This window comes from Streptomyces kronopolitis (genome assembly GCF_050953795.1).
GTDB classification, from domain to species: domain Bacteria; phylum Actinomycetota; class Actinomycetes; order Streptomycetales; family Streptomycetaceae; genus Streptomyces; species Streptomyces kronopolitis_A.
The window spans coordinates 107,094-128,705 of the sequence record NZ_CP191850.1 but is presented as its reverse complement, the minus strand read 5'-3'; the positions used below and the strand labels follow the sequence as shown (position 1 = coordinate 128,705).

Genomic DNA, 21,612 nt, shown 5'->3' with positions numbered 1-21,612 from the left:
TTGCCCCGTCAGAATTCCTTATGTGCGGGATAGAGGAAGGGAAGGGCGGGCGGGTCGCATGCCGCCGCGGCGGGTGAGGGATATGAATGACCCAAGGTGGACAAGTCTCTTATGTCGCCGGGGGCTGTCTTACTATGCGGCTTAGTAAGGGTGTGGGCGCGCTATGAGGGATGTCACGGCAGTGTGAAATCGGGTCGGTATCGGCGGCGCTTGTGGGGGTGGCGTGATGTCGGAACTGCCTGCAATTCGCCCTCGCTGCCGCTTCTGCGGGCGTTTCCTTCGGTGCGTGCCACACTGCTCGCCTCCGCGCCGCGCGCACCGCGGGCAGGAGCGGGTGCGGCCGCTCCTGCCCCGGAACCCGTGAGGTCAGCCCGCCCCGTTGCCGGAGCAGCCGGCCGGGGTCGACGCCGCACCCTGCGAGTACTTCCACTCCGGGTCGAGCAGCTCGGTCTTGAGCTGCTTCGCCGCGGTCGGGCTCTCCACGATGTAGCCGAAGTCCTGCAGCCACGCCGGGTAGAGGTTCTTCGATCCGATGTAGAACGCCGAGTCGTCCACCGACACCAGCTTGTGGTGCAGCGCGTACGGCTTGCCGTCGGCCCAGGTGGGATTGTCCGAGCTGCGGAACGAGGCGAGCTGGAGGTTGCTGCACATCGCCCGCGACGCCTTCTCGTTGTCGCCCGTGCGGGCCACCAGGCGCTTGCGGAGGGTGTCGCTGATCTCGTCCAGGGACTTGATCTGCGAGTAGCCGCCGCTGCCGACGGCACCGCGGTTGGCGGGGTCGCTGACCACGATGCGGACCTTCACCCCCGCGGCCAGCTTCGCCGCGAGCGTGTCGTAGGTCCGGATGTCATAGCGCGGCAGCGGCGGGCAGGTCGCGTTCATGTCCTGCTGCGAGATCTCGACGTGGCTGCGCGCACTCGCGATGAGCGAACGCAGGGCGGTCTCCTCGGGGTTGACCGTGTCGTAGTCGCGATCGGCGTTGGTGTTGTCGTGCAGCCCCACGGTGCACTTGGTGTCCGGGGCCGTGGGCAGCTCCGGGTGGTACCCCGAGGAGGGGTCGGATTCCTTGATGCCCACGCCGAGCCCGCCCACCGCGAGGACCGGTACGTCGCCGGCCGGTGCGGCCGGAGTCGAGTCCTCCTCCTTCTCCAGCGACGGCATGCAGGACGCGCCGTTCGAGGTGGCGAGCCAGACCTTGGCCGGGTTGGACGAGTTCTGGCAGGTCCAGCCCCACAGCGTGTCGAGGTACTTCCCCGCGGAGCGGGCGGCCGGCCCGGTGAGCGCCATGTCCACATCCGACACCGGGTGGGCGGTGTCGAGGTAGTCGTCCTTCCAGCCGTTGATGCCGCCCGTGACGGCCGTCGTCCCGTCGACCACGAGGAGCTTGGAGTGGTTCCAGGAGAAGGACGTCTTGGACGTGGTCATCGACGCGACGTTCAGCGTGACCTTCCCCGCTGCCGAGCCGAGCTTGCCGAGCAGTTCGTCGCGGTAGCGGGAGGGGATCACATTGAGGTGATAGAGCGGTGCGGCCCCGACCAGGATGCGTACCCGGGGCGAGTGCCCCGCCGCGACGGATGCCTTGAGTCCGGCGACGATGGCGTCCTCGAAACCGCCGTTGGGGAAGGGCGCCAGCGAGGAGATGTCCACCGTGCGTTTCGCGTCGGCGATGTTGCGGGTCATCTTGTCGAGCAGCCGACGGGACCCCGCGCGGTCCTTGCAGGCGGGGTCGCCCCAGCAGCCGGGGGTCTGCAGCAGCCAGCCGGCGGGGTCGTCCCCGGGGGCGTCCAGCCGGTTGCCGTTGGTGCGCTGCCACACCGAACCCTCAAGGCCGGGCGAGGTCTCGCGCAGCGAGCGCTCGATGGAGTCCAGATGAGGGGTGGGCGGGGTGTCCGCCGCGTATGCCGACGTGGTCGGTAAGGCCGCGCACACGGTCGTCAGGGCGACGGACGCCGGTATGAGGCGGCGGAGGCGGTGAGGAGCCAAGAGCTTTCCTTCTCACGGTGATGAGGAGAGCCGGGCGCTGATCGGCAGCCCGGCTCCGGTTGCCACCGCAAGGTATCGGCTCCCGCCGTTCGCCTCCGTCCAGAAGACGATCTTCGCTACAACTCCTGTGCCGGGCATGAGGTGGCGGAAGCCGGGTACCGGGCCTGGACACCCGATCCCACCGGCGAGGAGGCACGCCCACTGATGGCCCGTAACGACACGACCGGCGACGACAACGCCCCGCTGCCCCACGACCTGCCGAGTCAGCAGGCCGATGCCGACAGCCCGGTCCCCGACCCGTGGGACCCCGAGCTGTCGGAGCACGAGTCCGACGGTCCCGACGAGACGATCCCCGACACCGACCAGGCCGGTACCGGGCGGGTCGGCGAGACCAAGGCCCCGGGGGTCCACCCCGACCAGCCGATCCCGCACGAGCCGGTCGACTGACGGCGCACCGGCCCACCTCGTCCTGATTCCGCTTCCGTCTCCGGCTGCCCCCGAGCGCTCCCGCTCGGGGGCAGCCGCGGCGTGGTGCCCCGCTCCGGGGGCCGTCGTCGTGGCGCGGCCAGGTGAGTCCGCCCCGACCCGGCACCGTGCTTCCGGCTCCGTCCCGCGGCGCGACGTACATTGCCGCTGAGGCCGCGCCGGCCTTCCCCACGAGATCGGAATGCGCATGAACTGCTACGACTGCGTGCCGGACCGAGGCACCGCCGCGGTGGCGATCTGCCGCAACTGCGGCGCCGCGCTGTGCCAGGAGCACGCCTTCTCCGCACCGCAGACCGTGGTGCAGGTGCACGGTGTCGGCAAGACGACCATGCCGGAGATGGCCCGCCGCATCGTGTGTCTGATCTGCCGGGGAGCGACCCAGCTGGAATGAGGCCGGTGGCGACCCGCGGGGTGGCGGGAGACGCCTGACCGCCCGGCACCCGCGTGCCCGCCGCGCGGCCCACCGCACCCGTACGTGCGGTGGGCCGCGGTGCTCAACTCAGCCGGGCAGCGGCCGTGTTGGGGTAGGGGAGCCGGGCCAGTGCGGCGATCAGCGGCACCGGCAGGTACGCGGGCCAGTGGGGCCGGGTCGCCAGGTACGTGACGTAGCCGAGTGCTCCGGCGGCCTGTACCTCGTCCTTGGTCTCGGCCTGATAGACCACCCGGCAGGGACCCGCGGCCTTTTTGGCGCGTTCCCACAGGGCGGGCGCGGGCTTGCGCTCCGCCTCGGTGCGCGGGGTGAAGATCCGGTCCCCGAAGTCGGACCAGGCGAACGGGCGCTTGTCGGCCCAGTCCTTGTCGATCACTTCCTTCAGCTTCGCCGCACGCTCCGCGTCCGTCGCGCCCCAGGAGGACGGCACGTTGGTGATCAGGCCGACCGGAATGTGCCGGGCCCGCAGTGCCCGCAGATGCTCCGCGGCTCCCGGCATCCAGCGCACGCTCTCGTCCTTGGCCGTGTGCACCAGCGTCTCGCCGAGGTCGAAGTACACCATGACGCACCCGCGTGCGCGTCCGGTGTCCGCGGTGGTGTGGGGTATGCGCGTGGCCGCACTCGCGGTCGGCACGCTTAACGCCGCCAGGCTGCCCAGGGCGAGCAGCAGGAGCCAGCTGGTTCTGCGACCGGTGGTCTTGTTCATGGGGGATGGCCTTCCCGTAGGGGGGACATCCGATCGTATATGCGCCATGTGCACGTCACTGGCAGGACCGGGATAGTCAAGCCAGTGTTTCCGGCCGTTGTGACGGGTCGGGCTGACGGGGCGAGGTGAGAACGGCGACGGCGGGCCCGAACGCCGGGGAAGCGGTCGCGGGGGGCGCCGGGCTCAGGCGGTCAGGACTCCAGGAGCTTCCGCTTCTCCGCCTCGAATTCGGCGTCGGTGAGCACTCCCTGCGTCTTGAGCTCGGTCAGCTTCTTGAGCTGCGCGATCTTGGCGCTCATGTCGTCGCCGGGGTCCGTGGCGGACGACCCGGCATCGAAGCCGCCGTCCTGCCTCTCCTGCTCGTAGTCCTGATCACTCACGGGGACACCTCGCTCACTCTCCGGCCTCGCTCACTCGTCGGCGCGCACCGTCCGCCCCGGCGCACGGCGCGGGCGCACCGGGCCGGCAGCCGCGGCCCACGGTCTCCATTGCACCGCCCCGCGCAGTCGGCCGCACTTCGGTGGCGCAAGGGAAACACAAGGGAACGACAACGGAAAGGGGAAAGGCCTTCCGGGGCGGCCCCGGCGCAGCGGGAAAACGGTTCTCGCGGCACAGGGGTGATTCCCCCGGACGGCCGGGTGCCGCATATCGCCATTCCCCCGGAGGCCGGTCGCGGGGGCCGTGTCCGCTCCGTGCCCGTGGCGGCGCGGAGCCTGGCCCGACCCGTCCGATGAGATGCGCCGTGTCCCTACCCGTGGAACCTTGGAAGGGTTCTCAGCGCACCGGGCAGGTGGCCGGTCCACAGCTACTCTTCCTCGACGAGGCGGGCCATGAGCAAAAGAAAAGCCGTCACCAGATGGACGATGTTCGCCGCGGTGCTGCTGGTATTCGGCGGCGCCATGACGATTCTCGCGGGCATTTCCGCCATCGCCAACGACCGGATTTTCTTCACGACCCGGCACTATGTCTTCAGCTTCGATGTCATCGGCTGGGGATGGGCCCATCTGATCCTGGGAATCGTCATCCTGCTGGCCGGCCTCTCGCTCTTCAAGGGGGCGACCTGGGCCCGCATCGTCGGGGTGATCCTGGCGGGCCTCGGCGCGGTGGCGAATTTCCTCTGGATTCCGCACTACCCGCTCTGGGCCCTCACCCTCCTGGCCATCGACATCGTCATCATCTGGGCGCTGTGCGCCGGCGACCGGCGCTCCCTCACCTGAGCCGCGCGTAGCGACTGAGCGCCGCGGCCGGCGGCCGATGCCCCGACGGGGGACGGCCGGGATGATCACGAAGGCCGGGAAAGACGGAATTGCCGGACGGCCACCGCCGCGCCCCGTACCTTCACACGCCCCCTCACGGAACTGAGTAGCGGTACTCATGACACCGTCCGCGGCACGCCGGACGCTGAAACGCATGAGTGCGCGGCGGAGCGGGTCCGGTCCCGTACGGAGCGCTGCGCGACGGCTGCCGGCCTTCGCGTGCGCCGTACGTGGGGACCGGGCCTGCCCGCCCATTCCCGGGCCCGGCCGCGCCGAACCGCCCCCCACGTTTCGAGGCTGACTCATGAAGGCCCTGACCGTTCCCCGCATGTTCCCGCCGGTGCTGGCCGCGGCCGTGCTCCTCGCCCTGGCCCTGTCGGGCCTCAGCCCGCACGACCGTCCCACCTGGCTGATGGAGACCTGCTGGGTGATCGTCGGCCTGCCGCTGCTGGTCGCGCTCCGGCGGCGCTTCCCGCTCAGCCCGCTGCTGTGCTGCCTGCTGGCCGTGCACGCGCTGATCCTGATCGTCGGCGGCTACTACACCTACTCCGAGGTGCCGCTCGGCCACTGGCTGGAGGAGGTCCTCGGTCTCTCCCGCAACCCGTACGACCGCATCGGGCATCTGGCCCAGGGCTTCGTGCCGGCCATCCTGGTCCGCGAGATCCTGGTCCGCACCTCGCCCTTGCGCAACAGCTCCTGGCTGGCACCGCTGACCGTCTGCGCCTGCCTGGCGTTCAGCGCGTTCTTCGAGCTGATCGAGTGGTGGGCGGCGCTGGTGCGCGGGGCCGCGGCCGATGCCTACCTCGCGACGCAGGGGGACCGCTGGGACACCCAGTGGGACATGGCCTGCGCCCTCTTCGGGGCGATCGTCTCGCTCCTGCTGCTCAGCCGCCTCCACGACCGTCAGCTCGCCCGCCACGGCGTGCTGCGGGCGGCGAGCGCCTGACGGACGGCACGGCCACCGGCGCGCGGCGGTGGCCGGCGGTCCGGGCCGATCCGGCCCGGCCGCGCGCGTCGGCCGGAGCCGTCGCTCAGACCCGGGCGGAGAACGGACACGCCCAGTCGGCAGGCTTGGGACGGCCCGAGTAGCGGCGGGCCTCGGAGAGCTTCTCGTACTCCAGGAGGTTGGGGTTGATGTCGCCCTGGAGCTCGATGTCCTGCTTGCGTATCTTCTCCTGCAGCCGGTCCCACAGGCCGGCGGCCTTGATCCGGTTGAACTGGTCGTGCGAGTTGAAGGCCAGCATCGGGAAGGGCGGACGGCGCCCGATGCGGCGGTGGGTCTCGTGCAGCCCGATCACGAAGAACGGGTGCCCGGCGACGCTGTAGGCGAAGGCGCCCGACGACGGGTCGGGGTCGTAGCCCTCCGCCCAGGTGTGCAGCCGGCTGTCATGGTCGTGCACCGCCTGGAGGTGCTGCCACAGCAGCTGCTCGAACTCCGTCTCCGCCAGCTGCAAGGGTCCCGAGAAGGTGGCCACGAAGCTGGTGAAGGGCTTGGCGGCCCAGTCCACCGCCGCCACATACGCCTGGAGATCGGCCGCCATCTGCTCGGCCGCCGTGTCATCCCCGAACCAGGTGTAATGGCGGTGCGTGATGCCCCCCTGCCGCCAGGCCGACCGGCCGGCGAGACAGGCAAAGGAATCGCCGAGCAAGAACTGCCCGACTTCGGTGGCGGCGGTGGCAGCCGGAGCGGCGATGGCGTCAACCGTCATGTGCGTGACCTTCGGTGAGAGGGGCGATACCCGTGGTGGGGCCCGACGGGGAGGGACCCTGGCAGTCAAGATCGGTCGAGGCCGGTTCGTCAAGATACTGCCTCGGAGGCCTCCGGAGGTACCCCCGCCGACGAGGCCGGAAGCCCGGCCGCGGCGGTCTGATCGCCGTCGTCACACCATGCCCCGGACCCGCTTCCCGGACCGCCCCGCACCCCGTGGGACACCGCGCTTCCGGCGCCGCGCCGCCGAGCCGTACCCCGCAGTGTGCCACCCCTGTGCACCCCGCTCGTCCACGCGATTGCCGGGGCCCGCACGCCCCGGACATCGGTCGGCCGGTCCGAGCCCTGCGCCGGTGACTCGGACGGTCGGCTGCCGCTTCCCGTCCGCCTGCCGCGGGCGGCCGGAGAGGGCCGCGGGCGACGGTGCCGCAGACGGGAGCGAGGGTGGGTCAGACCGAGGCGGGCGCGGCTTTCTCGGCGGCCCGCTCGGTGTCGTTCGCCTTCGCCGCGGTCGCGGACCCGGCGGCGGGACGCGAGTAGAACACGCTCCGGCCCTGCTTGCTGCGGTGGGCCAGCCCCCGGGAGACGAGCGAGGTCTCCAGGGTGTTGCGCACGGCGGTCTCCGGTGCGGTGTGCTCCGGGTGCTCCTGCGTCAGCAGCTTCGTCATCTCCGCCACCGTGCGCGGCTGCTCGTCGAGCAGTGCGAGCACGCGGTCGGCGCGCGTGGCGTTCTTCTGCCGCGCCTTGACCCGGGCCGTCGTGGCCTTGCGGGTCTTCTTGCTGCCGCCCGCCACCTTGGCCGGGGGCTTCTTGGCGCTCCGGGCCGCCTTGGCCGGCGCCTTCTTCGCAGGCTTCTTCGCCGCCCGCTCGGCCGCCTTCTTCGCGGGCTTGGCCTTCGGCGCGGCGGGAGCCGGCCGGCGCGCCGCGGGCACGGTCACCGGAGCTGCCGCGGCCTTCTCGGCCTCCGCGGGCTGCGGTACGGCGGGTTCCTCCGGTGCCTGGGTGTCGAGGTGCAGCTGGATGTCCTCCAGCTTCGCCTTCAGTTCCTGCAGTTCGCCGATCTGTTGTGTGACGCGTTCCAGCTTGGCGGCCACCTGCGTAGTGAACTCCGAGTCTGACATGACAACAGCCTGCTCTCTCTCGCCTGATTGATCTGCGGTTGGCTGGATGTTACTCATCTCTCTCAGCAATTAACCCAAGGTCTCTTGTCCTTGTCCTGGGACGCGTGCCGCATGGGGGTATGGTGGCCGCCGAACGTTCCCTCCTTCATGGGGAGTTGGGCTCTTCTTCGGTTTGTCCGCGCGAGGAAGAAAAGAGTCGGTAATGAGCCATCCGAGAGGTGGCCGGGGCTCGTGACGGCTGCCGCCCGGGTCTGAACTCCATCCGTTATTCACTCCTTTGAGGCTTTTGCTCGGCGGTCGGTGAGGGGTGGTGTTCCGCGTGGACAGAGGCCCCCTACATGGGTGCCGGCTTACCGGCGTCAGTGTGCGCGTCGGCGGTGGTGTGGGTGTGCGCGTCGGCGTCCCACTTTCCGCGCGTGCCTGCGCCCGTGCCCGTGCCGTACGGGTGGGGGTGTCGGTGCGGGGGAGAGGAACGGCCGCCCGGGCTCTCGGGCCGCATCCGCCGGTCACCACCCTGCGCAACCCCCCGAATGGCCCAGCGCTCACTGCGTCGCACCGGCAGCGGCGATAGACAGGGACGACGGGTATGACGCGGCACCGGCAGCGGGAGGAGCGGCTCGGGATGCATATCGTCGTCGATCTCAATCGGTGTCAGGGCTATGCGCAGTGCGCGTTCCTCGCTCCCGGCGTGTTCACGATGCACGGCGAGGAGAGTCTGTTGTACACCCCGGTCGTTCCGGAGGAGCAGCGGGAACGGGTGCGGCGGGCGGTGGCCGCCTGTCCGGTGCAGGCGATCCTCGTGGGCGAGGAGGCGGGCGCCGGTGCGCGGTGAACCACGGGACGGGCGGATCGTCGTCGTCGGGGCCTCGCTCGCCGGGCTGCGGGCGGCCGAGACGCTGCGCGCCGAGGGGTTCACCGGCTCGCTCACCCTGATCGGCGACGAACCGCATCCCCCGTACGACAGGCCGCCGTTGTCCAAACAGGTCCTGCTCGGGAAGGTGACCGCGGACCGGACCGGGCTGCCGCTGCGCCGCCGGCTCGACGCGGACTGGAGACTCGGGGTGCGTGCCGGCGGGCTCGACCCGATCGGTAAGCGGGTGCTCCTCGACGACGGTACGGACGTCCCCTTCGACCGGCTGCTGATCGCCACCGGAACCCGTGCCCGGCCCTGGCCCCACCCGGACGAGGCCGCCTTGGACGGGGTGTTCACCCTGCGCACCAGCGGCGACGCGGCCGCACTCGCGGCGCGCCTGGACGCCGGACCGCGCCGGGTGCTCGTCATCGGCGCCGGCTTCACCGGCTCGGAGATCGCCTCCGCCTGCCGGGAGCGCGGACTGGAGGTGACGGTCGCGGAGCGCGGGCCGGCGCCCCTGGTCGGCGCGCTCGGCGGGACACTGGGCGAGCTGGCGGCGAAGTTGCAGCGGGCGCACGGGGTCGACCTGCGCTGTGGGGTGACGGTCACCGCCCTGGAGGGCGACGGCCGGCTCACCGGCGCGCGGTTCTCCGACGGGACGCGGATCGACGCCGACATCGCCGTGATCGCCCTCGGCGCGGTCCGCAACACCGAGTGGCTCGCCGACTCGGGGCTCGCCGCCGGCCCCAGGGGCGTGACCTGTGACGCGGGGTGCCGCGCGTTCGACATGTACGGCATCGTCACCGACGACATCTTCGCCGCCGGTGATGTGGCCCGCTTCCCGCACCCGCTCTTCGAGTACCAGCTGCTGTCCCTGGAGCACTGGGGCAACGCCGTGGCGCAGGCGGAGGTGGCGGCCCACAACATGGTCAGCCCCGGGCCGCGCAGACGCCCGCACCTGACCGTGCCGGCCTTCTGGTCCAGCCAGTTCGGCCTCAACATCAAGTCCGTCGGGGTCCCCACGTTCTCCGACCAGGTGGTCATCGCGCAGGGGTCGCTCAAGGACGCCCGGCTGGTCGCCGTCTACGGCTACCGGGGACGGGTCACCGCCGCGGTGAGCGTGAACCAGGCCCGGTCGCTGGACTACTACCGGCACCTGATCGAGACGGCGGCGCCCTTCCCGCCCGCGCCGGGCGCCGCCGACCGGAGGGAGTCCCCGGTACCCGTCCCCTCCGACGTGCCGGACCCCAAGCTGCTCTCGCACGGTCCGACGGTGGCCCTGACCGGTCATCTGCCGGACCGGCGCCTGACCGTGGTGCAGCCGGCCCGCTGAGACCACCGCCACTCCCTAGCGACGAGGAGTTCCCGAGCATGGCTGCGGACACCCTGTTCCAGCGGATCACCGACTACGCGAACCGCGCCGACCCCTATCCGCTCTACGCCGAACTCCGCGAGCACGGCGTGGCGCGCCAGGACGACGGCAGCTACCTGGTCGGGACGTACCACGAGATCGCGGCGCTGCTGCACGACCCGCGGATCTCCTCGGACCGGCGCCACCGCACCGTGCCGGACGGGACCGCGGGCACGGACGAGGAGGGGGTGCCGCCGTCCTTCATCGGACTCGACGACCCCGAACACCACCGGCTGCGCGGCCTGGCGATGCGGTCCTTCGGCCCGCCCCACACCCCCGGCCGGATCGACGGCATGCACGAGGAGATCACCCGCATCGTGCGGGACCTGCTCTCCGGGCTCAAGGACAGGGAACGGTTCGATGTCGTCGACGACTTCGCCTATCCGCTGCCCGTCACCGTGATCTGCCGGCTGCTGGGCGTACCGCACGAGGACGAGCCGCGCTTTCGCGCCTGGTCGGACGCGATCGTCGCCGGGTTCGACCCCACCCCGGACGAGGACCCCGAGGAGCGGCAGCGCGCCGGCACCGAGGCACGCAAGGCCATGGCGCTGTACCTGGGCGACCTCGCCGAGCGGCGCCGCGGCCACCCCTCCGGCGACATGCTCTCCGCCTTCGTCAACGACGCGGGCCCCGAGGGGCAGCTCACCCCGCTGGAGACCATGGCCACCGGCGTCCTGCTGCTCATCGCCGGCCACGAGACGACCGTGAACCTGATCACCAACGGCATGCTCACCCTGCTGCGCCACCCCGACGCGCTGGAGCGCCTGCGCAGGGAACCCGGGCTGATGCCCCTGGCGGTGGAGGAGTTGCTGCGCTACGAGCCGCCCGTCCAGATGCTTCCGCAGCGCACCCCGCTGGCCGACATCGAGGTCGCGGGTCACACGATTCCCCAGGGCTCGCCCCTCATCCTGATGCTGGCCGCCGGCAACCGTGACCCCCAGCGGTTCGCGGACGCCGACCGCTTCGACCCGGCGCGCGAGGACAACCAGCACCTCGGATTCGGCAGCGGGGTGCACAGCTGCTTCGGCGCGCCACTGGCCCGTCTGGAGACGCAGATCGCCCTGCACGAACTCCTCCAGCACCTCGATGCGCCCCACCTGATCGAGGATCCGCCCGAGTACCGCCGCAGCCCGGTACTGCGCGGCCCGCGGCATCTGCTCATCGGGCGCGGCGGGGGGTGAGTCCGCGGCGGCTCGCGAACGCCCGGACAGCGGCGCTGGTCATGACCCGCTCCTGGACCCGGCCCGCGGGCCCAGGAGCGGTGGCCCGTCAGGATGCGTCGGGGTAGGCGGCGGTGGCGCGGATTTCGACCAGCAGTCCGGGGCTGGCCAGTGCGCTGACGCCGATCAGTGACCAGGCCGGGTAGGGAGCGTCGACCAGGCGCGCCTTGGCCCGCGAAAAGCCGGGCAGGTGCTGGTGGATGTCGACGTGGTAGCTGGTCACCTCGACGAGCGCGGACAGATCGAGGCCTTCCAGCCGGAGGATCTCCGCGATGCGCCCGAGAGCGATCTCGGTCTGTTCCTCGATGCCGTCGGGGATGGTGCCGTCGGCCCGGCGGCCGATGGTGCCGGCGATGAACAGGTGCCCGTGCGCGCGCACGGCGGCGGAGTAGCCGAAGTTCGCGAAGGCGTTGACGGTTGTTCCGAAGACTTCGGAGTCCTCGGGGATCTCGACGGTGTGGCGGGTCATTGCGGTGTCTCCCTTTCGTGGTGACGGATTCGTGGTGACGGATTGGTGGTGACAGGGCTGTGGGGCGGGGAGGGTCAGTTGCCCCAGCGGGAGGAGCGGAAGGAGTGCTCCATCCGGGTCCGGCCGAAGGTCTCGCGTTCACGGAGGAACTCACCGGGTGCCGAGTAACGGGGAGCGTTGTTGGGGCCCTTGGCGGCCTGCGCGACGATCGCGTCGGTGAGCGAACGGATCATGTCCAGTCGCGGGTACTCGGCGTGCACGGCCGCGGCCTGTTCGCCGGTGAGAGCCTCGGCGTGGTCGCCTCCCATCGGGCCGCCGAAGTCGAGCGCGATGCCTGCGCGGACGAGCGCGCACAGCGTGCCGCTGCGCTCCGCGATGCCCGGCGAGGTGTGCAGAGCGATCGCCCGCCACACCTGATCGGCGTCCGATGCGGACACCCCGCGTGCGACGAGGAATGCGGCGGCGCGATCGGCGCCTTCGACCTCGAATCGCTGACGGTGCGGGCCGTCCGCCGCGACACCGAGGTCGTGCATCGCGCATGCGGAGAACAGCAGGTCGTCGTGGTAGTCGCGGCCCGCGGACAGGCCGAGGCGGCCGGCCACCAGCCGGGCGAACAGGTAACTGCGGATGCTGTGGTGGAAAACCGACGGTGTCTCCACCGTGCGGATCAGCTCCACCACGGCCTCGGTCAGCGGTGTGCCGGGCAGCGTGAGCAGGTCGGCAGCCCCCTTGTCAGGGGCCGTCTCAAGGTGAGATGCGGTCATGTCCTCAGCATGCTGAGGACCACTCTGAACTGGCGATAGGCAAAATTACCCACTGTCATTAGGATATTGCCATGACGCCTCATCGGATCGCGATCCTGGCCCTGGACGGGGTCATGCCCCTTGACCTGGCGATCCCGGCGCAGATCTTCTCCGCCCGGCCCGAGACCCCGTACGAGACGACCGTGTGCACTTTCGGCGCGAAGGTGCACACCACCGGGGGCTTCGCGGTGGACGCCGACGGGGGGTTGGAACAGCTGCACGCCGCCGACACGGTGATCGTGCCGGGGTCCGAACCGCCTCGCCGACAGCCGGAAGCCCTGCTCGCCGCACTGGCCGAGGCGCACGAGCAGGGCAAGCGGATGGTGTCGATCTGTACGGGAGCGTTCACGCTGGCCGCGGCAGGTGTACTGGACGGCCTGCGTGCCACCACCCACTGGCACTACATCGAGGAGCTCGCACGCGACTTCCCCGCCGTGTCGGTGGATCGCGAGGTGCTCTACGTGGACGAGGGTGACGTCCTCACCTCGGCCGGGGTGTGCTGCGGCATCGACCTGTGTCTGCACCTCGTGCGCCGGGATCTCGGCGCGGCGGTGGCCAACCGGATCGCCCGCGGCCTGGTCGCCGCCCCGCACCGCGAAGGCGGGCAGGCTCAATACGTGCCCGCCCCCGTCGCGGTGGCCGGTGACGCGTCACTGTCCGACACGCGCGAGTGGGCTCTGCAACGCCTCGGCGAGCAGGTCACTCTGCGCCAACTCGCCCGGCACGCGGGCCTTTCCCAGCGCACCCTCATGCGCCGGTTCACCGAGGAGACCGGCACGACCCCGTTGCAGTGGTTGCTCGACGCCCGGGTGGGCCGGGCACGAGAACTCCTGGAGTCCACCGACCACCCGGTGGACCGCGTGGCACGTGAGTGCGGACTCGGCACAGCCGCCAACCTGCGACTGCACTTCCGGCGCGTACTGGACACCACTCCCACCGCCTACCGGCGCACCTTCCGGAGGTGACGGACCACTTCACCTCTCCCGCGGCGCGGCGGCGAAGGTGTCCGCCTTGAGTAGTCTCACCACTGATGTCGCCCTCACAGGAGGAACCCGTGGCCCAGCTGCTGAGAGTCCAGAACTTCAGTGTGTCCCGTGACGGCATCGGTGCCGGCGAGGACCAGACCCTTGAGCGGCCCTTCGGCCACGTCGATCCCGGGAGGCTGTTCGCCTGGGCCGGTGCCACGGCGAGTTGGCCCCTGCGCACCGACTCCGGCGGGAGCCGGGGCCTGGACGACTACCTCACGCGGGACTACACACGCAACATCGGCGCCGAGATCATGGGACGCAACAAGTTCGGGCCCCAGCGCGGCCCCTGGAGGGACCACGAGTGGCAGGGCTGGTGGGGTGACGAGCCCCCGTTCCACACCCCGGTGTTCGTGATGACCCACCACCGGCGTCCGTCGTTCACGCTCTCCGACACCACGTTCCACTTCGTCGCCGGCGACCCGGCGGCCGTCCTGGCGCAGGCGCGGGACGCGGCGCAGGGCAAGGACGTCCGGCTCGGCGGTGGAGTCGGCACCATCCGGGAGTTCCTGGAGGCCGACCTCGTCGACACCCTGCACGTGGCCGTCTCGCCGGTGGAGCTCGGGTCCGGGCTGCGCCTGTGGGAGTCCCCCGATGAGCTGCTCGACCGGTTCCACCTCGATGTCGTGCCCAATCCGAGCGGGGTGACGCACCATCTGTTCTGGCGCAGGTGACGGGCCCTCGGTCCGTGGCCGGCGCCGGCCGCAGGTGCCTGTGCCGGCCGGCTCGGTGATCGGTGCGTGGCACGTCAGGCGGTGGTCCGGGGCCGCCTGACGTGCGGCGGTCAGGGCGTCGGGAGTCCGGGACCCGTGCAGTGCACATCGGCGCGCGGCACGTGGCCGTCGACCAGATACGCCGCGGCCGTCTCGTCCACGCAGTGGTTGCCCCGGCTGGCGAACACCCCGTGGGAGTAGTCGTCGTGCAGGGTGACCAGGCGGGCACCGGGCAACCGACGCTGGAGCGCCCGGGCGCCGGCGAGGGGCGTGACGGGGTCGTGCGCGGAGGCGATCAGCAGGACCGGCGGGGCCTGGGGGCCGCCGAGCGGGGTGCGGTGGGCGGGGCGGTGGTGCCAGTAGGCGCACACCGAGGCCTCCATCCCGGTGAGCACCGGCCGCGGGGCGAGCCGCCGCATCCGCCGCAGGTCGGCCAGGACACGGGAGGGCGCGGGCGCGGGGCCGTCCGCGCACTTGACGGTGCGGTTGGCGGCTTCGTACGTGCGTGACGCGGCGCCGTCGAAGGGCTCCGCCGGGCGCAGCGGCCCCACGCTGCCGTCGCGCAGCCAGGCGCGCAGGCCCTCGGCGAGCCCCGCCCAGCGTTCGGTGCGGCCCAGCGCCCGGTACACGGCGCGGTCGAACTCCGCCGGGCCGAAGCCGTCCACGGGGCGGCGCGCGAGGCCGGCACGCACCCGCAGGTACGCGGCCCGGACCGTGGCCGGGTCGGCGCCGAGCCCGAAGCGGTCCGCCGCGCGGGCGGTCCATGCGAAGAACACCGCCCGCTGGCGCACCATCGCCCGGGACTGGCGGAGATCGAAGTCGTACCACTCCCAGGGGCCGACGACGCTGTCCAGCACCATCCGGCCGACCCGGTGGGGGAACCGGGCGGCGTAGGCGGCCCCGAGGTAGCTGCCGTAGGAGACGCCGAGGAAGCCGATCCGGCGCTCGCCGAGCGCCGCCCGGATCGCGTCCATGTCGCGGGCGGTCTCCGTGGTCGACAGATGCGGCAGGGCGTCCTTGACGCCCCGGGCGCAGTCGTCCGCGGTCCGCCGCAGCCCGTCGAGCGCGGCCCGCTCGGCCCTCCGCCCCACCGGCACGGGATCCGGCCCCGGGCCGTCGAAGAGGCCGCCCATCGCCCCGCAGTCGGCGGGCGCACTCGTGCCCGTGCCGCGGGGGTCGAATCCGATCACGTCGTACGAACGGCGCACCCGCTCGGGCAGTTTGGCGCGCTTGGTCACGGCGTAGGACAGGCCCGCCCCGCCGGGCCCGCCGGGGTTGACCAGCAGGACGCCGCGCCGTTCGGCGGCCGGTCCCGAGGCGCGGACGCGGGATATCGCGAGCCGGAGCTGCTTGCCGTCCGGGTGGCCGCGGTCCAACGGGACGTGCAGCCGGGCGCATTCGACGCGGTCGGGGGCCGGCGGGGCGGGGACGGAGTCCGGGCAGGCGCCGAAGCGGAGGGCGGGGACCGGGGGCGTGGCACGCGCGGGGGTGGCGGGGAGGACGGCGGCGGTGACCGCGAGGGCGCAGAGCAGGCCGGTGCGGCGCGGGGAGGGCATCACGGATCTCGCATTCGGAGGGCGGAAGGGGGCGGAGGGGTGAGTGTGATGGGGAGTGGTGTTGAAAATGATTATCGTTTACAGTGTGGCTCGGTCAAGCCCGTCGGACCCCACCCGGGCTCCGCCCCCCGGGCTATCGCCACCACCACGCCCGCACACCACCCGCGACGAAGGGACACCGTGGCTCATCTGCTGATGGTCGAAAGCTGGGTCGGCGCGATGAGCAGACTGCTCCCGCGCGCGATCCGGGAGGCCGGACACGAGTTCACCTTCCTCACCCGCGACCTGCACCACTACCTGCGCACCGCGCCCGAGGGCACCGCCCACCCGCTGCTCGGCGCCCGCCACGTACTGACCGCCGACACCAACGACCCCGACACCCTGCTGCCGTACGTCGAGCGCCTGCACCCCGCCCTCGGCTTCGACGGGGTGCTCACGTCCTGCGACTACTACCTCCCGACGGCCGCGCGGATAGCGGACCGCCTGCACCTGCCCGGGCCCCCGCCCGGCGCGGTCGAGCACGCCTGCCGCAAGGACACCACCCGGCAACTCCTCGCCGCCGCCGGGCTGCCCGGCCCGCGCTTCGCCCGCTGCGCGGACCGCTCCGAGGCCGCCGCCGCGGCGGCCTCGATCGGATACCCGCTGGTGCTCAAGCCCGTCGACCTGTGCGCCGGCATGTTCGTCCGGCGCATCGACGACGAAGCCGAGCTGGTCCGCGCCTGCCGCGCGCTGGAGGACTTCCCCGTCAACGCGCGTGGCCAGCGCCGGACCCCCGTCCTCCTCCTCGAAGAGCTGCTGCACGGTCCCGAAGTGAGCGTCGAGACCGTGACGTTCGAGGGCCGCACCCAGGTCGTCGGGGTGACCGACAAGAGCGTCGGCGGCGCGCCGGCCTTCATCGAGACCGGCCACATGTTCCCCGCCGCGCTCTGCGCCGAGGACGCGGCAGCGGCCGGGGAGACCGCCTGCCGGGCGCTCGCGGCGCTCGGTCTCGACGGCGTCGTGGCCCACACCGAGATCAAGCTGACGCCCGACGGGCCGCGGCTGGTCGAGGTCAACCCGCGGCCCGCAGGCAACCGCATCACCGAACTCGTGCGCCACGTCGGCGGCATCGACCTCGCCGCCGCCGCGGTGGACCTGGCCCTGGGCCGGCGGCCCGACCTGCGGACCCGGGACACCGGGCTGTCCAGCGCCGCGATCGGCTTCCTCGTACCGCCCACCGCGGGCGTGCTGGAGGGGATCGACGGCGACGACGCCGTACGGCAGGCGCCGGACCTGCTCGAACTCCACCTCGCCGAGCCCGGCCACACCGTCAGGGAGGCCGGCAGCAACAACGCGTACCTGGGACACGTCATGGCCGGCGACGCCGACGGACCGGGCGCCCGACGGCGGGTCGAGGCCCTGCTGTCCGGACTGCGCCCGCGGGTGGTGACCCGATGACCCCGGCCCTCACCCGCACCCCCGCCCGCACCACCCCGGCCCCGGCCGCCTCGTACGACGACCTGGTGGCCCGCGTCCTCGACGGGGAGTTCGGCCCCGACCCGCGCACCCGGCACGTCGCCGTGGCCTTCAGCACCCGCCAGGCCGTACGCCACGAAGGCCGCGCCGGCGGCTACCGCAACGAGGTGCTCAGCCTGCGGCTGGGCGCGGCGGTCGGCTCCTGTGCCGTCGAGCCCGGCGCGCTGCCGGACGCCGCCGTCGAGGACTGCGTGGGCGCCGACATCGCCGGCCTCCTGGCACACCCGCTGCGCCCGGTGCGGGTCGCCGCCCTGGACGCGTATCTCGCGCAGGCGCTGCCGCACACCCCCGCCAACGGCGCGCGGCCCTGGTCGCTGCCGGCCGGGTCCTCCCTGCGCAGGTCGCGGGCCCGGGCCCGGGCCGTCACCGGACTGCTCGACGCCCCGCCCGGCGCCCGGGTGCTGGTGGTCGGAGTGGTCAACTCGCTGCTGGAGGCGCTGCGCACCCGCGGCCACTCGTACGTGCCCTGCGACCTCAAGGGGGGCACCACGGAGTGGGGCGAGACCGTCCGCACCGAGGCGCTCGCCGAGCTGGCGCACTGCGACGCGGTCCTCGCCTCCGGGATGACCCTGGGCAACGGCAGCTTCGAGCCGCTGCGGGAAGCGGCACTGCGGCACGGCACGCCGCTGGTGATGTTCGCGCAGACCGGGAGCGCGGTGCTGCCGCGCTTCCTCGGCTCCGGGGTCAGCGCCGTATGCGCCGAGCCCTACCCGTTCTTCTGGCTCGACGGCGGGCCCGGCAGCATCCACCGCTACCGTCACCGGGCACCCGGAGCCGCCCGGTGACCACGGCCCTCCTGCCCACCGGCAACCGGGAACTGCTCGGCCTGCTCGGCCGCACCCCGCTCGCCCGCGTCACCACCGGCCTGCCCTGCCCCCACCCCGGCTTCTGGGCCAAGCTCGAAGGGCTCGGCGCGGGCGGCATGAAGGCACGCGCCGCGGTGGCCATGCTGCTCGGCGCCCGGGAACGCGGTGAACTACCGCCCGGCGCCCCCGTGGTGGAGTCCACCTCCGGCACCCTCGGCATCGGGCTGGCCTTCGCCGGCCAGGCGCTGGGCCACCCCGTCGTGCTGGTCGGCGACACCGAGCTGGAGCCGTCGATGCGGCGCCTGCTGCGGACCTACGGCGTCCGCCTAGAACTCGTCGACCGGCCGGCGGCCGAGGGCGGCTGGCAGGCGGCCCGGCTGGCGCGGCTGCGCCGGCTGCTGACCGAGCTGCCCGGCGCATACTGGCCCGACCAGTACAACAACCCCGACAACGTGGCCGGTTACGCCTCCCTCGCCGCCGAGCTGGCCGCCGCACTGGAGCACCTCGACATCCTGGTGTGCAGCGTCGGCACCGGCGGCCACAGCGCGGGCGTCATCGGCCCGCTGCGAAGGCACTGGCCGCGCCTGCGGCTGATCGGCGTGGACGCCACCGGCTCGACCATCTTCGGCCAGCCCGCCAGGAGCCGGCTGATGCGCGGTCTCGGCAGCAGCATCCACCCGCGCAACGTCGCCTATGACTCGTTCGACGAGGTGCACTGGGTCGGCCCCGCCGAATCCGCCGACGCCTGCCGCCGGCTGGCCGCCGGCAACTTCGTCAGCGGCGGCTGGAGCACCGGAGCGGCCGCCCTCGTCGCCGCCTGGGCCGCCCGCGTCCACCCCGGAGCCGTGGTCGCCACGGTCTTCCCCGACGGCCCGCAGCGCTACCTCCACAGCGTCTTCGACGACGACTTCACCACCGCCCACGGCCTGGACCTCGACCGCGCCGCCACCCGCCCCGTCGAGATCCCGCACCCGCGGGCCGCCGAGGCGACCGGCTGGACCCGCTGCCGCACCGTCACCGACCCGCTCGCCCCGGCCGACGGCCCGCCCGCCCCCGCCGGCCGGCGCCCGCCGCCCCAACCCACCGCCGCCCCGCACCCTCCCGCCCGCCGAACCCCCCGGAAAGACACCCCGTGAAGGTCCGCCACCGCACCGTACGACTCGCCCTCGCCCAGCCCCTGCGGATCTCCCGCGCCACGATGGCCGCCCGCGACGCCGTCTGGCTCGCCGTCGAGCACCGCGGACACCGCGGCTACGGCGAGGCCGTCAGCAGTGCCTACTACGGCCTGGACGCCGGCACCATCCGCCGGCTGCTGGCCGACGCCGCCGACGTCCTCGCCCGCTTCCGCACCCCCGAGACCGCGCTCGACGCCCTGCGGGCCGGTGCACTGCCCGCGCCCGGCACCCCGCCGGCGGTGACCGCGGCCGTGGAGTCCGCCCTGCTCGACCTCGTCGGCAAGCGCGCCGGCCGCCCCCTGCACCAGCTGCTCGGCACCCTCGCCGCGCCCAGCGCCACCACCGCCCGCACCCTCGGCATCGGCGCACCCCGCGCGGGGGCCGAACAGGCCGCCCGGCTGGCCCGCCAGGGGTTCACCGTCCTCAAGGTCAAGGTCGGCCTGCCCGACCCCGAGGACGACCTCGACCGGGTCCTGGCGATCCGCAACGCCGCCCCGCACGCCCGGCTGCTGCTCGACCCCAACGGCGCCTGGACCCCCGCCCAGGCCGATGCCCTGCTGCCCCGTTACGCGGGCCTCGGGGTCGAGGCCGTCGAGCAGCCGCTCGCCCCGGGCGACCCCGAGGCGCTGGCCTCGCTCGCCGCCCGCTCACCGCTGCCCGTCATCGCCGACGAGGACGCGGCCGGCGAGGAGGACGCCCGGCGGCTGGCCGGACGGGTGCACGGCATCAACGTCAAGCTCGCCAAGTGCGGCGGCGTCACCGCGGCGTTGCGCATCGCCGAGCTGCTCGCCGGCAGCGGCACCGCGCTGATGCTCGGCTGCCTGACCGCCAGTTCCCTCGGCCTCGCGCCCGCCGTCCACCTCGCCGACCGGGCCCGTTGGGCCGATCTCGACGGCCATCTGCTGCTCGCCCACGACCCGTGGACCGGCATCGGCGGCACGGACGGCACCGTACGCGCCGGCCGGCTGCCGGGCCTCGGTGTCCGCCCGGTCCGCCGCCCCCGCCCGCACCGGGCACCCGTGCACCACGAAGCGGAGGCACCGCGGTGAACGCCTGGCACGAGCTGCGCCGCTTTCCGCTCGCCGTCCGGCTGCTGCTGATCAACCAGTTCGGCGTCAACACCGGCTTCTACCTGCTCATTCCCTACCTCGCGGTACACCTGGGAGAGGACCTGGGGATGTCCGCCGCACTCGTCGGCATCGTCCTCGGCGTCCGCAACCTCAGCCAGCAGGGACTGTTCCTCATCGGCGGCTCGGCGGCCGACCGGCTGGGCGCCCGCGGCGTCATCATCGCCGGCTGCGCGCTGCGGACCGTCGGCTTCGGGCTGTTCGCGCTCGGCGACGGCCTGGCCGTGCTGCTCGCCGCGTCCGTCCTCAGCGGGCTGGCCGGCGCCCTGTTCAACCCCGCCGTGCGCGCCTACCTCGCCCAGCGCGCGGGCAGCCGGCAGGCCGAGGCCTTCGCCCTCTTCAACGTGTTCGCCACCACCGGCGCCCTGGTCGGCCCGCTGCTCGGCAGCGCCCTGCTGCTCGTCGACTTCCGCATCGCCGCGCTGACCGCGGCCGCGCTCTTCGCCCTGCTGACCCTCGCCCAGGCCCTGGTGCTGCCGCCCTGCGAGGTGCCCCCGGCGGCGGGCGGGGTGCTCGCCGACTGGCGCGAAGTCCTCGGCAACCGCGCCTTCCTGGCCTTCGCGCTGGCCATGGTCGGCATGTTCACCCTGCAGAACCAGCTGTACCTGCTGCTGCCCGACGGCGCGCGGCGGGCCACCGGCTGGGACGGCGCGGCCGGCCTGGTCTTCCTCGTCGGCACCCTCGCCAACCTCGCACTCCAGATGCGCCTGACCCGCGCGCTCAAGGAACGCGGCGAGCGGACGCGGTGGATCGCCGCCGGGCTGGGGCTGATGGGCCTGGCCTTCGTCCCGCCGATGGCCGTGGCCGGGCTGGAGGCGCCGCCCGGCAGCGCGGGAGCCACCGTGCTGCGAGCCCTTCCGGTACTGGCCGGCGCGCTGCTGCTCTACCTGGGTGTCATGATCGCCCAGCCGTTCGTGATGGAGCTGATCCCGGCCTTCGGCCGCACCGGCCTGACCGGCACCTACTTCGGGGTGTTCTACGTCGTCTCCGGGATCGCCGCGGCGGCGGGCAACACCGTCGTCGGCTGGGCCATGGACACCGGCGCGGGGACCCGGACGCCATGGCTGCCGTGGGCGTGCTGTCTGGTCTTCGGGCTGCTCTCCGCGGCCGGCGTCGGCTGGCTGCACCGGCTGCGCGCCCTGCCGGGACGGACGACGGGGGAGCCGGAGCCGGGGCCGGAGCCGGGGCCCGAGCCGCCCGCGCCGGACGGGGCGACGGGCCCCGGCAAGGCCCCCGCGCACACCGCCAA

The 21,612-nt window shown here is 72.9% G+C and carries 21 protein-coding genes and 1 pseudogene; 14 read left to right on the top strand and 8 right to left on the bottom strand.

Going from position 1 to position 21,612, the window contains the following annotated elements:
- Window positions 1-366: 366 nt before the first annotated feature.
- Entirely contained in the window at window positions 367-1,983 is a 1,617-nt protein-coding gene (locus tag ACQP17_RS00595) for a phospholipase D-like domain-containing protein (protein ID WP_433854379.1), read from the bottom strand.
- Window positions 1,984-2,187: 204 nt separating this feature from the next.
- Between ACQP17_RS00595 and ACQP17_RS00590 the strand changes: the two genes are divergently transcribed.
- Both ACQP17_RS00590 and ACQP17_RS00585 read left to right on the top strand, forming a co-directional pair.
- Entirely contained in the window at window positions 2,188-2,430 is a 243-nt protein-coding gene (locus ACQP17_RS00590) for a hypothetical protein (RefSeq protein ID WP_433854378.1), read from the top strand.
- A 226-nt stretch (window positions 2,431-2,656) separates the two neighbouring features.
- On the top strand, window positions 2,657-2,860 hold the full coding sequence (locus ACQP17_RS00585; RefSeq protein WP_364878680.1) for a DUF2180 family protein: 204 nt from the start codon (window positions 2,657-2,659) through the stop codon (window positions 2,858-2,860).
- A gap of 103 nt (window positions 2,861-2,963) precedes the next feature.
- Here ACQP17_RS00585 and ACQP17_RS00580 read toward each other — a convergent pair whose 3' ends face one another.
- Window positions 2,964-3,605 carry an HAD family hydrolase gene (locus tag ACQP17_RS00580; protein ID WP_433854377.1) on the bottom strand — a complete coding sequence of 214 codons (642 nt, stop codon included), beginning with the start codon at window positions 3,603-3,605 and terminating at the stop codon, window positions 2,964-2,966.
- Window positions 3,606-3,796: 191 nt separating this feature from the next.
- Entirely contained in the window at window positions 3,797-3,985 is a 189-nt protein-coding gene (locus tag ACQP17_RS00575) for an SHOCT domain-containing protein (RefSeq protein WP_433854376.1), read from the bottom strand.
- A gap of 450 nt (window positions 3,986-4,435) precedes the next feature.
- Here ACQP17_RS00575 and ACQP17_RS00570 point away from each other — a divergent pair, with 450 nt between their 5' ends.
- Both ACQP17_RS00570 and ACQP17_RS00565 read left to right on the top strand, forming a co-directional pair.
- A complete protein-coding gene (locus ACQP17_RS00570) occupies window positions 4,436-4,822 on the top strand; it encodes a DUF7144 family membrane protein (protein WP_433854375.1) in 387 nt (128 codons plus the stop codon).
- Window positions 4,823-5,189: 367 nt separating this feature from the next.
- Window positions 5,190-5,807 (top strand): DUF2238 domain-containing protein, encoded by a 618-nt coding sequence (locus tag ACQP17_RS00565; RefSeq protein WP_433854374.1) that lies wholly within the window; start codon window positions 5,190-5,192, stop codon window positions 5,805-5,807.
- Window positions 5,808-5,892: 85 nt separating this feature from the next.
- Here ACQP17_RS00565 and gntA read toward each other — a convergent pair whose 3' ends face one another.
- Both gntA and ACQP17_RS00555 read right to left on the bottom strand, forming a co-directional pair.
- Window positions 5,893-6,570, bottom strand: a complete 678-nt coding sequence (gene gntA / locus ACQP17_RS00560) for a guanitoxin biosynthesis heme-dependent pre-guanitoxin N-hydroxylase GntA (protein ID WP_433854373.1) — start codon at window positions 6,568-6,570, stop codon at window positions 5,893-5,895.
- A 448-nt stretch (window positions 6,571-7,018) separates the two neighbouring features.
- A complete protein-coding gene (locus ACQP17_RS00555; protein WP_433854372.1) occupies window positions 7,019-7,690 on the bottom strand; it encodes a hypothetical protein in 672 nt (223 codons plus the stop codon).
- A 622-nt stretch (window positions 7,691-8,312) separates the two neighbouring features.
- Here ACQP17_RS00555 and ACQP17_RS00550 point away from each other — a divergent pair.
- The 3 genes from ACQP17_RS00550 to ACQP17_RS00540 are packed head-to-tail and all read left to right on the top strand — an operon-like array spanning window position 8,313 to window position 11,135.
- Entirely contained in the window at window positions 8,313-8,522 is a 210-nt protein-coding gene (locus tag ACQP17_RS00550) for a ferredoxin (RefSeq protein WP_433859800.1), read from the top strand.
- Window positions 8,512-9,876, top strand: a complete 1,365-nt coding sequence (locus tag ACQP17_RS00545; protein ID WP_433854371.1) for an NAD(P)/FAD-dependent oxidoreductase — start codon at window positions 8,512-8,514, stop codon at window positions 9,874-9,876. The genes ACQP17_RS00550 and ACQP17_RS00545 overlap by 11 nt, the downstream gene beginning before the upstream one ends.
- Window positions 9,877-9,914: 38 nt before the next feature.
- Complete coding sequence (locus ACQP17_RS00540) at window positions 9,915-11,135, top strand: cytochrome P450 (RefSeq protein WP_433854370.1); 1,221 nt, start codon at window positions 9,915-9,917, stop codon at window positions 11,133-11,135.
- 88 nt (window positions 11,136-11,223) lie between these two features.
- Here ACQP17_RS00540 and ACQP17_RS00535 read toward each other — a convergent pair whose 3' ends face one another.
- Window positions 11,224-11,643, bottom strand: coding sequence for a Rid family hydrolase (locus ACQP17_RS00535; protein ID WP_433854369.1), 420 nt, complete (start codon window positions 11,641-11,643; stop codon window positions 11,224-11,226).
- 74 nt (window positions 11,644-11,717) lie between these two features.
- Window positions 11,718-12,407 carry an HD domain-containing protein gene (locus tag ACQP17_RS00530; protein WP_433854368.1) on the bottom strand — a complete coding sequence of 230 codons (690 nt, stop codon included), beginning with the start codon at window positions 12,405-12,407 and terminating at the stop codon, window positions 11,718-11,720.
- 71 nt (window positions 12,408-12,478) lie between these two features.
- Here ACQP17_RS00530 and ACQP17_RS00525 point away from each other — a divergent pair, with 71 nt between their 5' ends.
- Both ACQP17_RS00525 and ACQP17_RS00520 read left to right on the top strand, forming a co-directional pair.
- On the top strand, window positions 12,479-13,411 hold the full coding sequence (locus tag ACQP17_RS00525) for a GlxA family transcriptional regulator (RefSeq protein ID WP_433854367.1): 933 nt from the start codon (window positions 12,479-12,481) through the stop codon (window positions 13,409-13,411).
- Between the two features lie 89 nt (window positions 13,412-13,500).
- Entirely contained in the window at window positions 13,501-14,145 is a 645-nt protein-coding gene (locus ACQP17_RS00520; RefSeq protein ID WP_433854366.1) for a dihydrofolate reductase family protein, read from the top strand.
- Between the two features lie 110 nt (window positions 14,146-14,255).
- Here the strand turns inward: ACQP17_RS00520 and ACQP17_RS00515 are convergent, their stop codons facing one another.
- On the bottom strand, window positions 14,256-15,740 hold the full coding sequence (locus ACQP17_RS00515) for an alpha/beta hydrolase (protein WP_433854365.1): 1,485 nt from the start codon (window positions 15,738-15,740) through the stop codon (window positions 14,256-14,258).
- Between the two features lie 180 nt (window positions 15,741-15,920).
- On the opposite strand from ACQP17_RS00515, the gene ACQP17_RS00510 reads away from it, so the two are divergent.
- The 5 genes and pseudogenes from ACQP17_RS00510 to ACQP17_RS00490 form a co-directional block, all read left to right on the top strand.
- Window positions 15,921-17,177: an ATP-grasp domain-containing protein gene (locus tag ACQP17_RS00510; protein ID WP_433854364.1), complete on the top strand. Its 1,257-nt coding sequence runs from the start codon at window positions 15,921-15,923 to the stop codon at window positions 17,175-17,177.
- The gene (locus ACQP17_RS00505; RefSeq protein ID WP_433854363.1) at window positions 17,174-18,040 is read left to right on the top strand and encodes a Rossmann-like domain-containing protein; all 867 of its coding nucleotides are present in this window, start codon (window positions 17,174-17,176) and stop codon (window positions 18,038-18,040) included. The genes ACQP17_RS00510 and ACQP17_RS00505 overlap by 4 nt, the downstream gene beginning before the upstream one ends.
- Window positions 18,037-19,197: a PLP-dependent cysteine synthase family protein gene (locus ACQP17_RS00500; protein WP_433854362.1), complete on the top strand. Its 1,161-nt coding sequence runs from the start codon at window positions 18,037-18,039 to the stop codon at window positions 19,195-19,197. Before ACQP17_RS00505 ends, ACQP17_RS00500 begins: the two co-directional genes overlap by 4 nt.
- Complete coding sequence (locus ACQP17_RS00495; protein WP_433854361.1) at window positions 19,194-20,285, top strand: dipeptide epimerase; 1,092 nt, start codon at window positions 19,194-19,196, stop codon at window positions 20,283-20,285. The genes ACQP17_RS00500 and ACQP17_RS00495 overlap by 4 nt, the downstream gene beginning before the upstream one ends.
- A pseudogene (locus ACQP17_RS00490) lies at window positions 20,282-21,517 on the top strand (MFS transporter); the annotation flags it as partial. The gene ACQP17_RS00495 and the pseudogene ACQP17_RS00490, both read left to right, overlap by 4 nt.
- Window positions 21,518-21,612 lie beyond the last annotated feature (95 nt).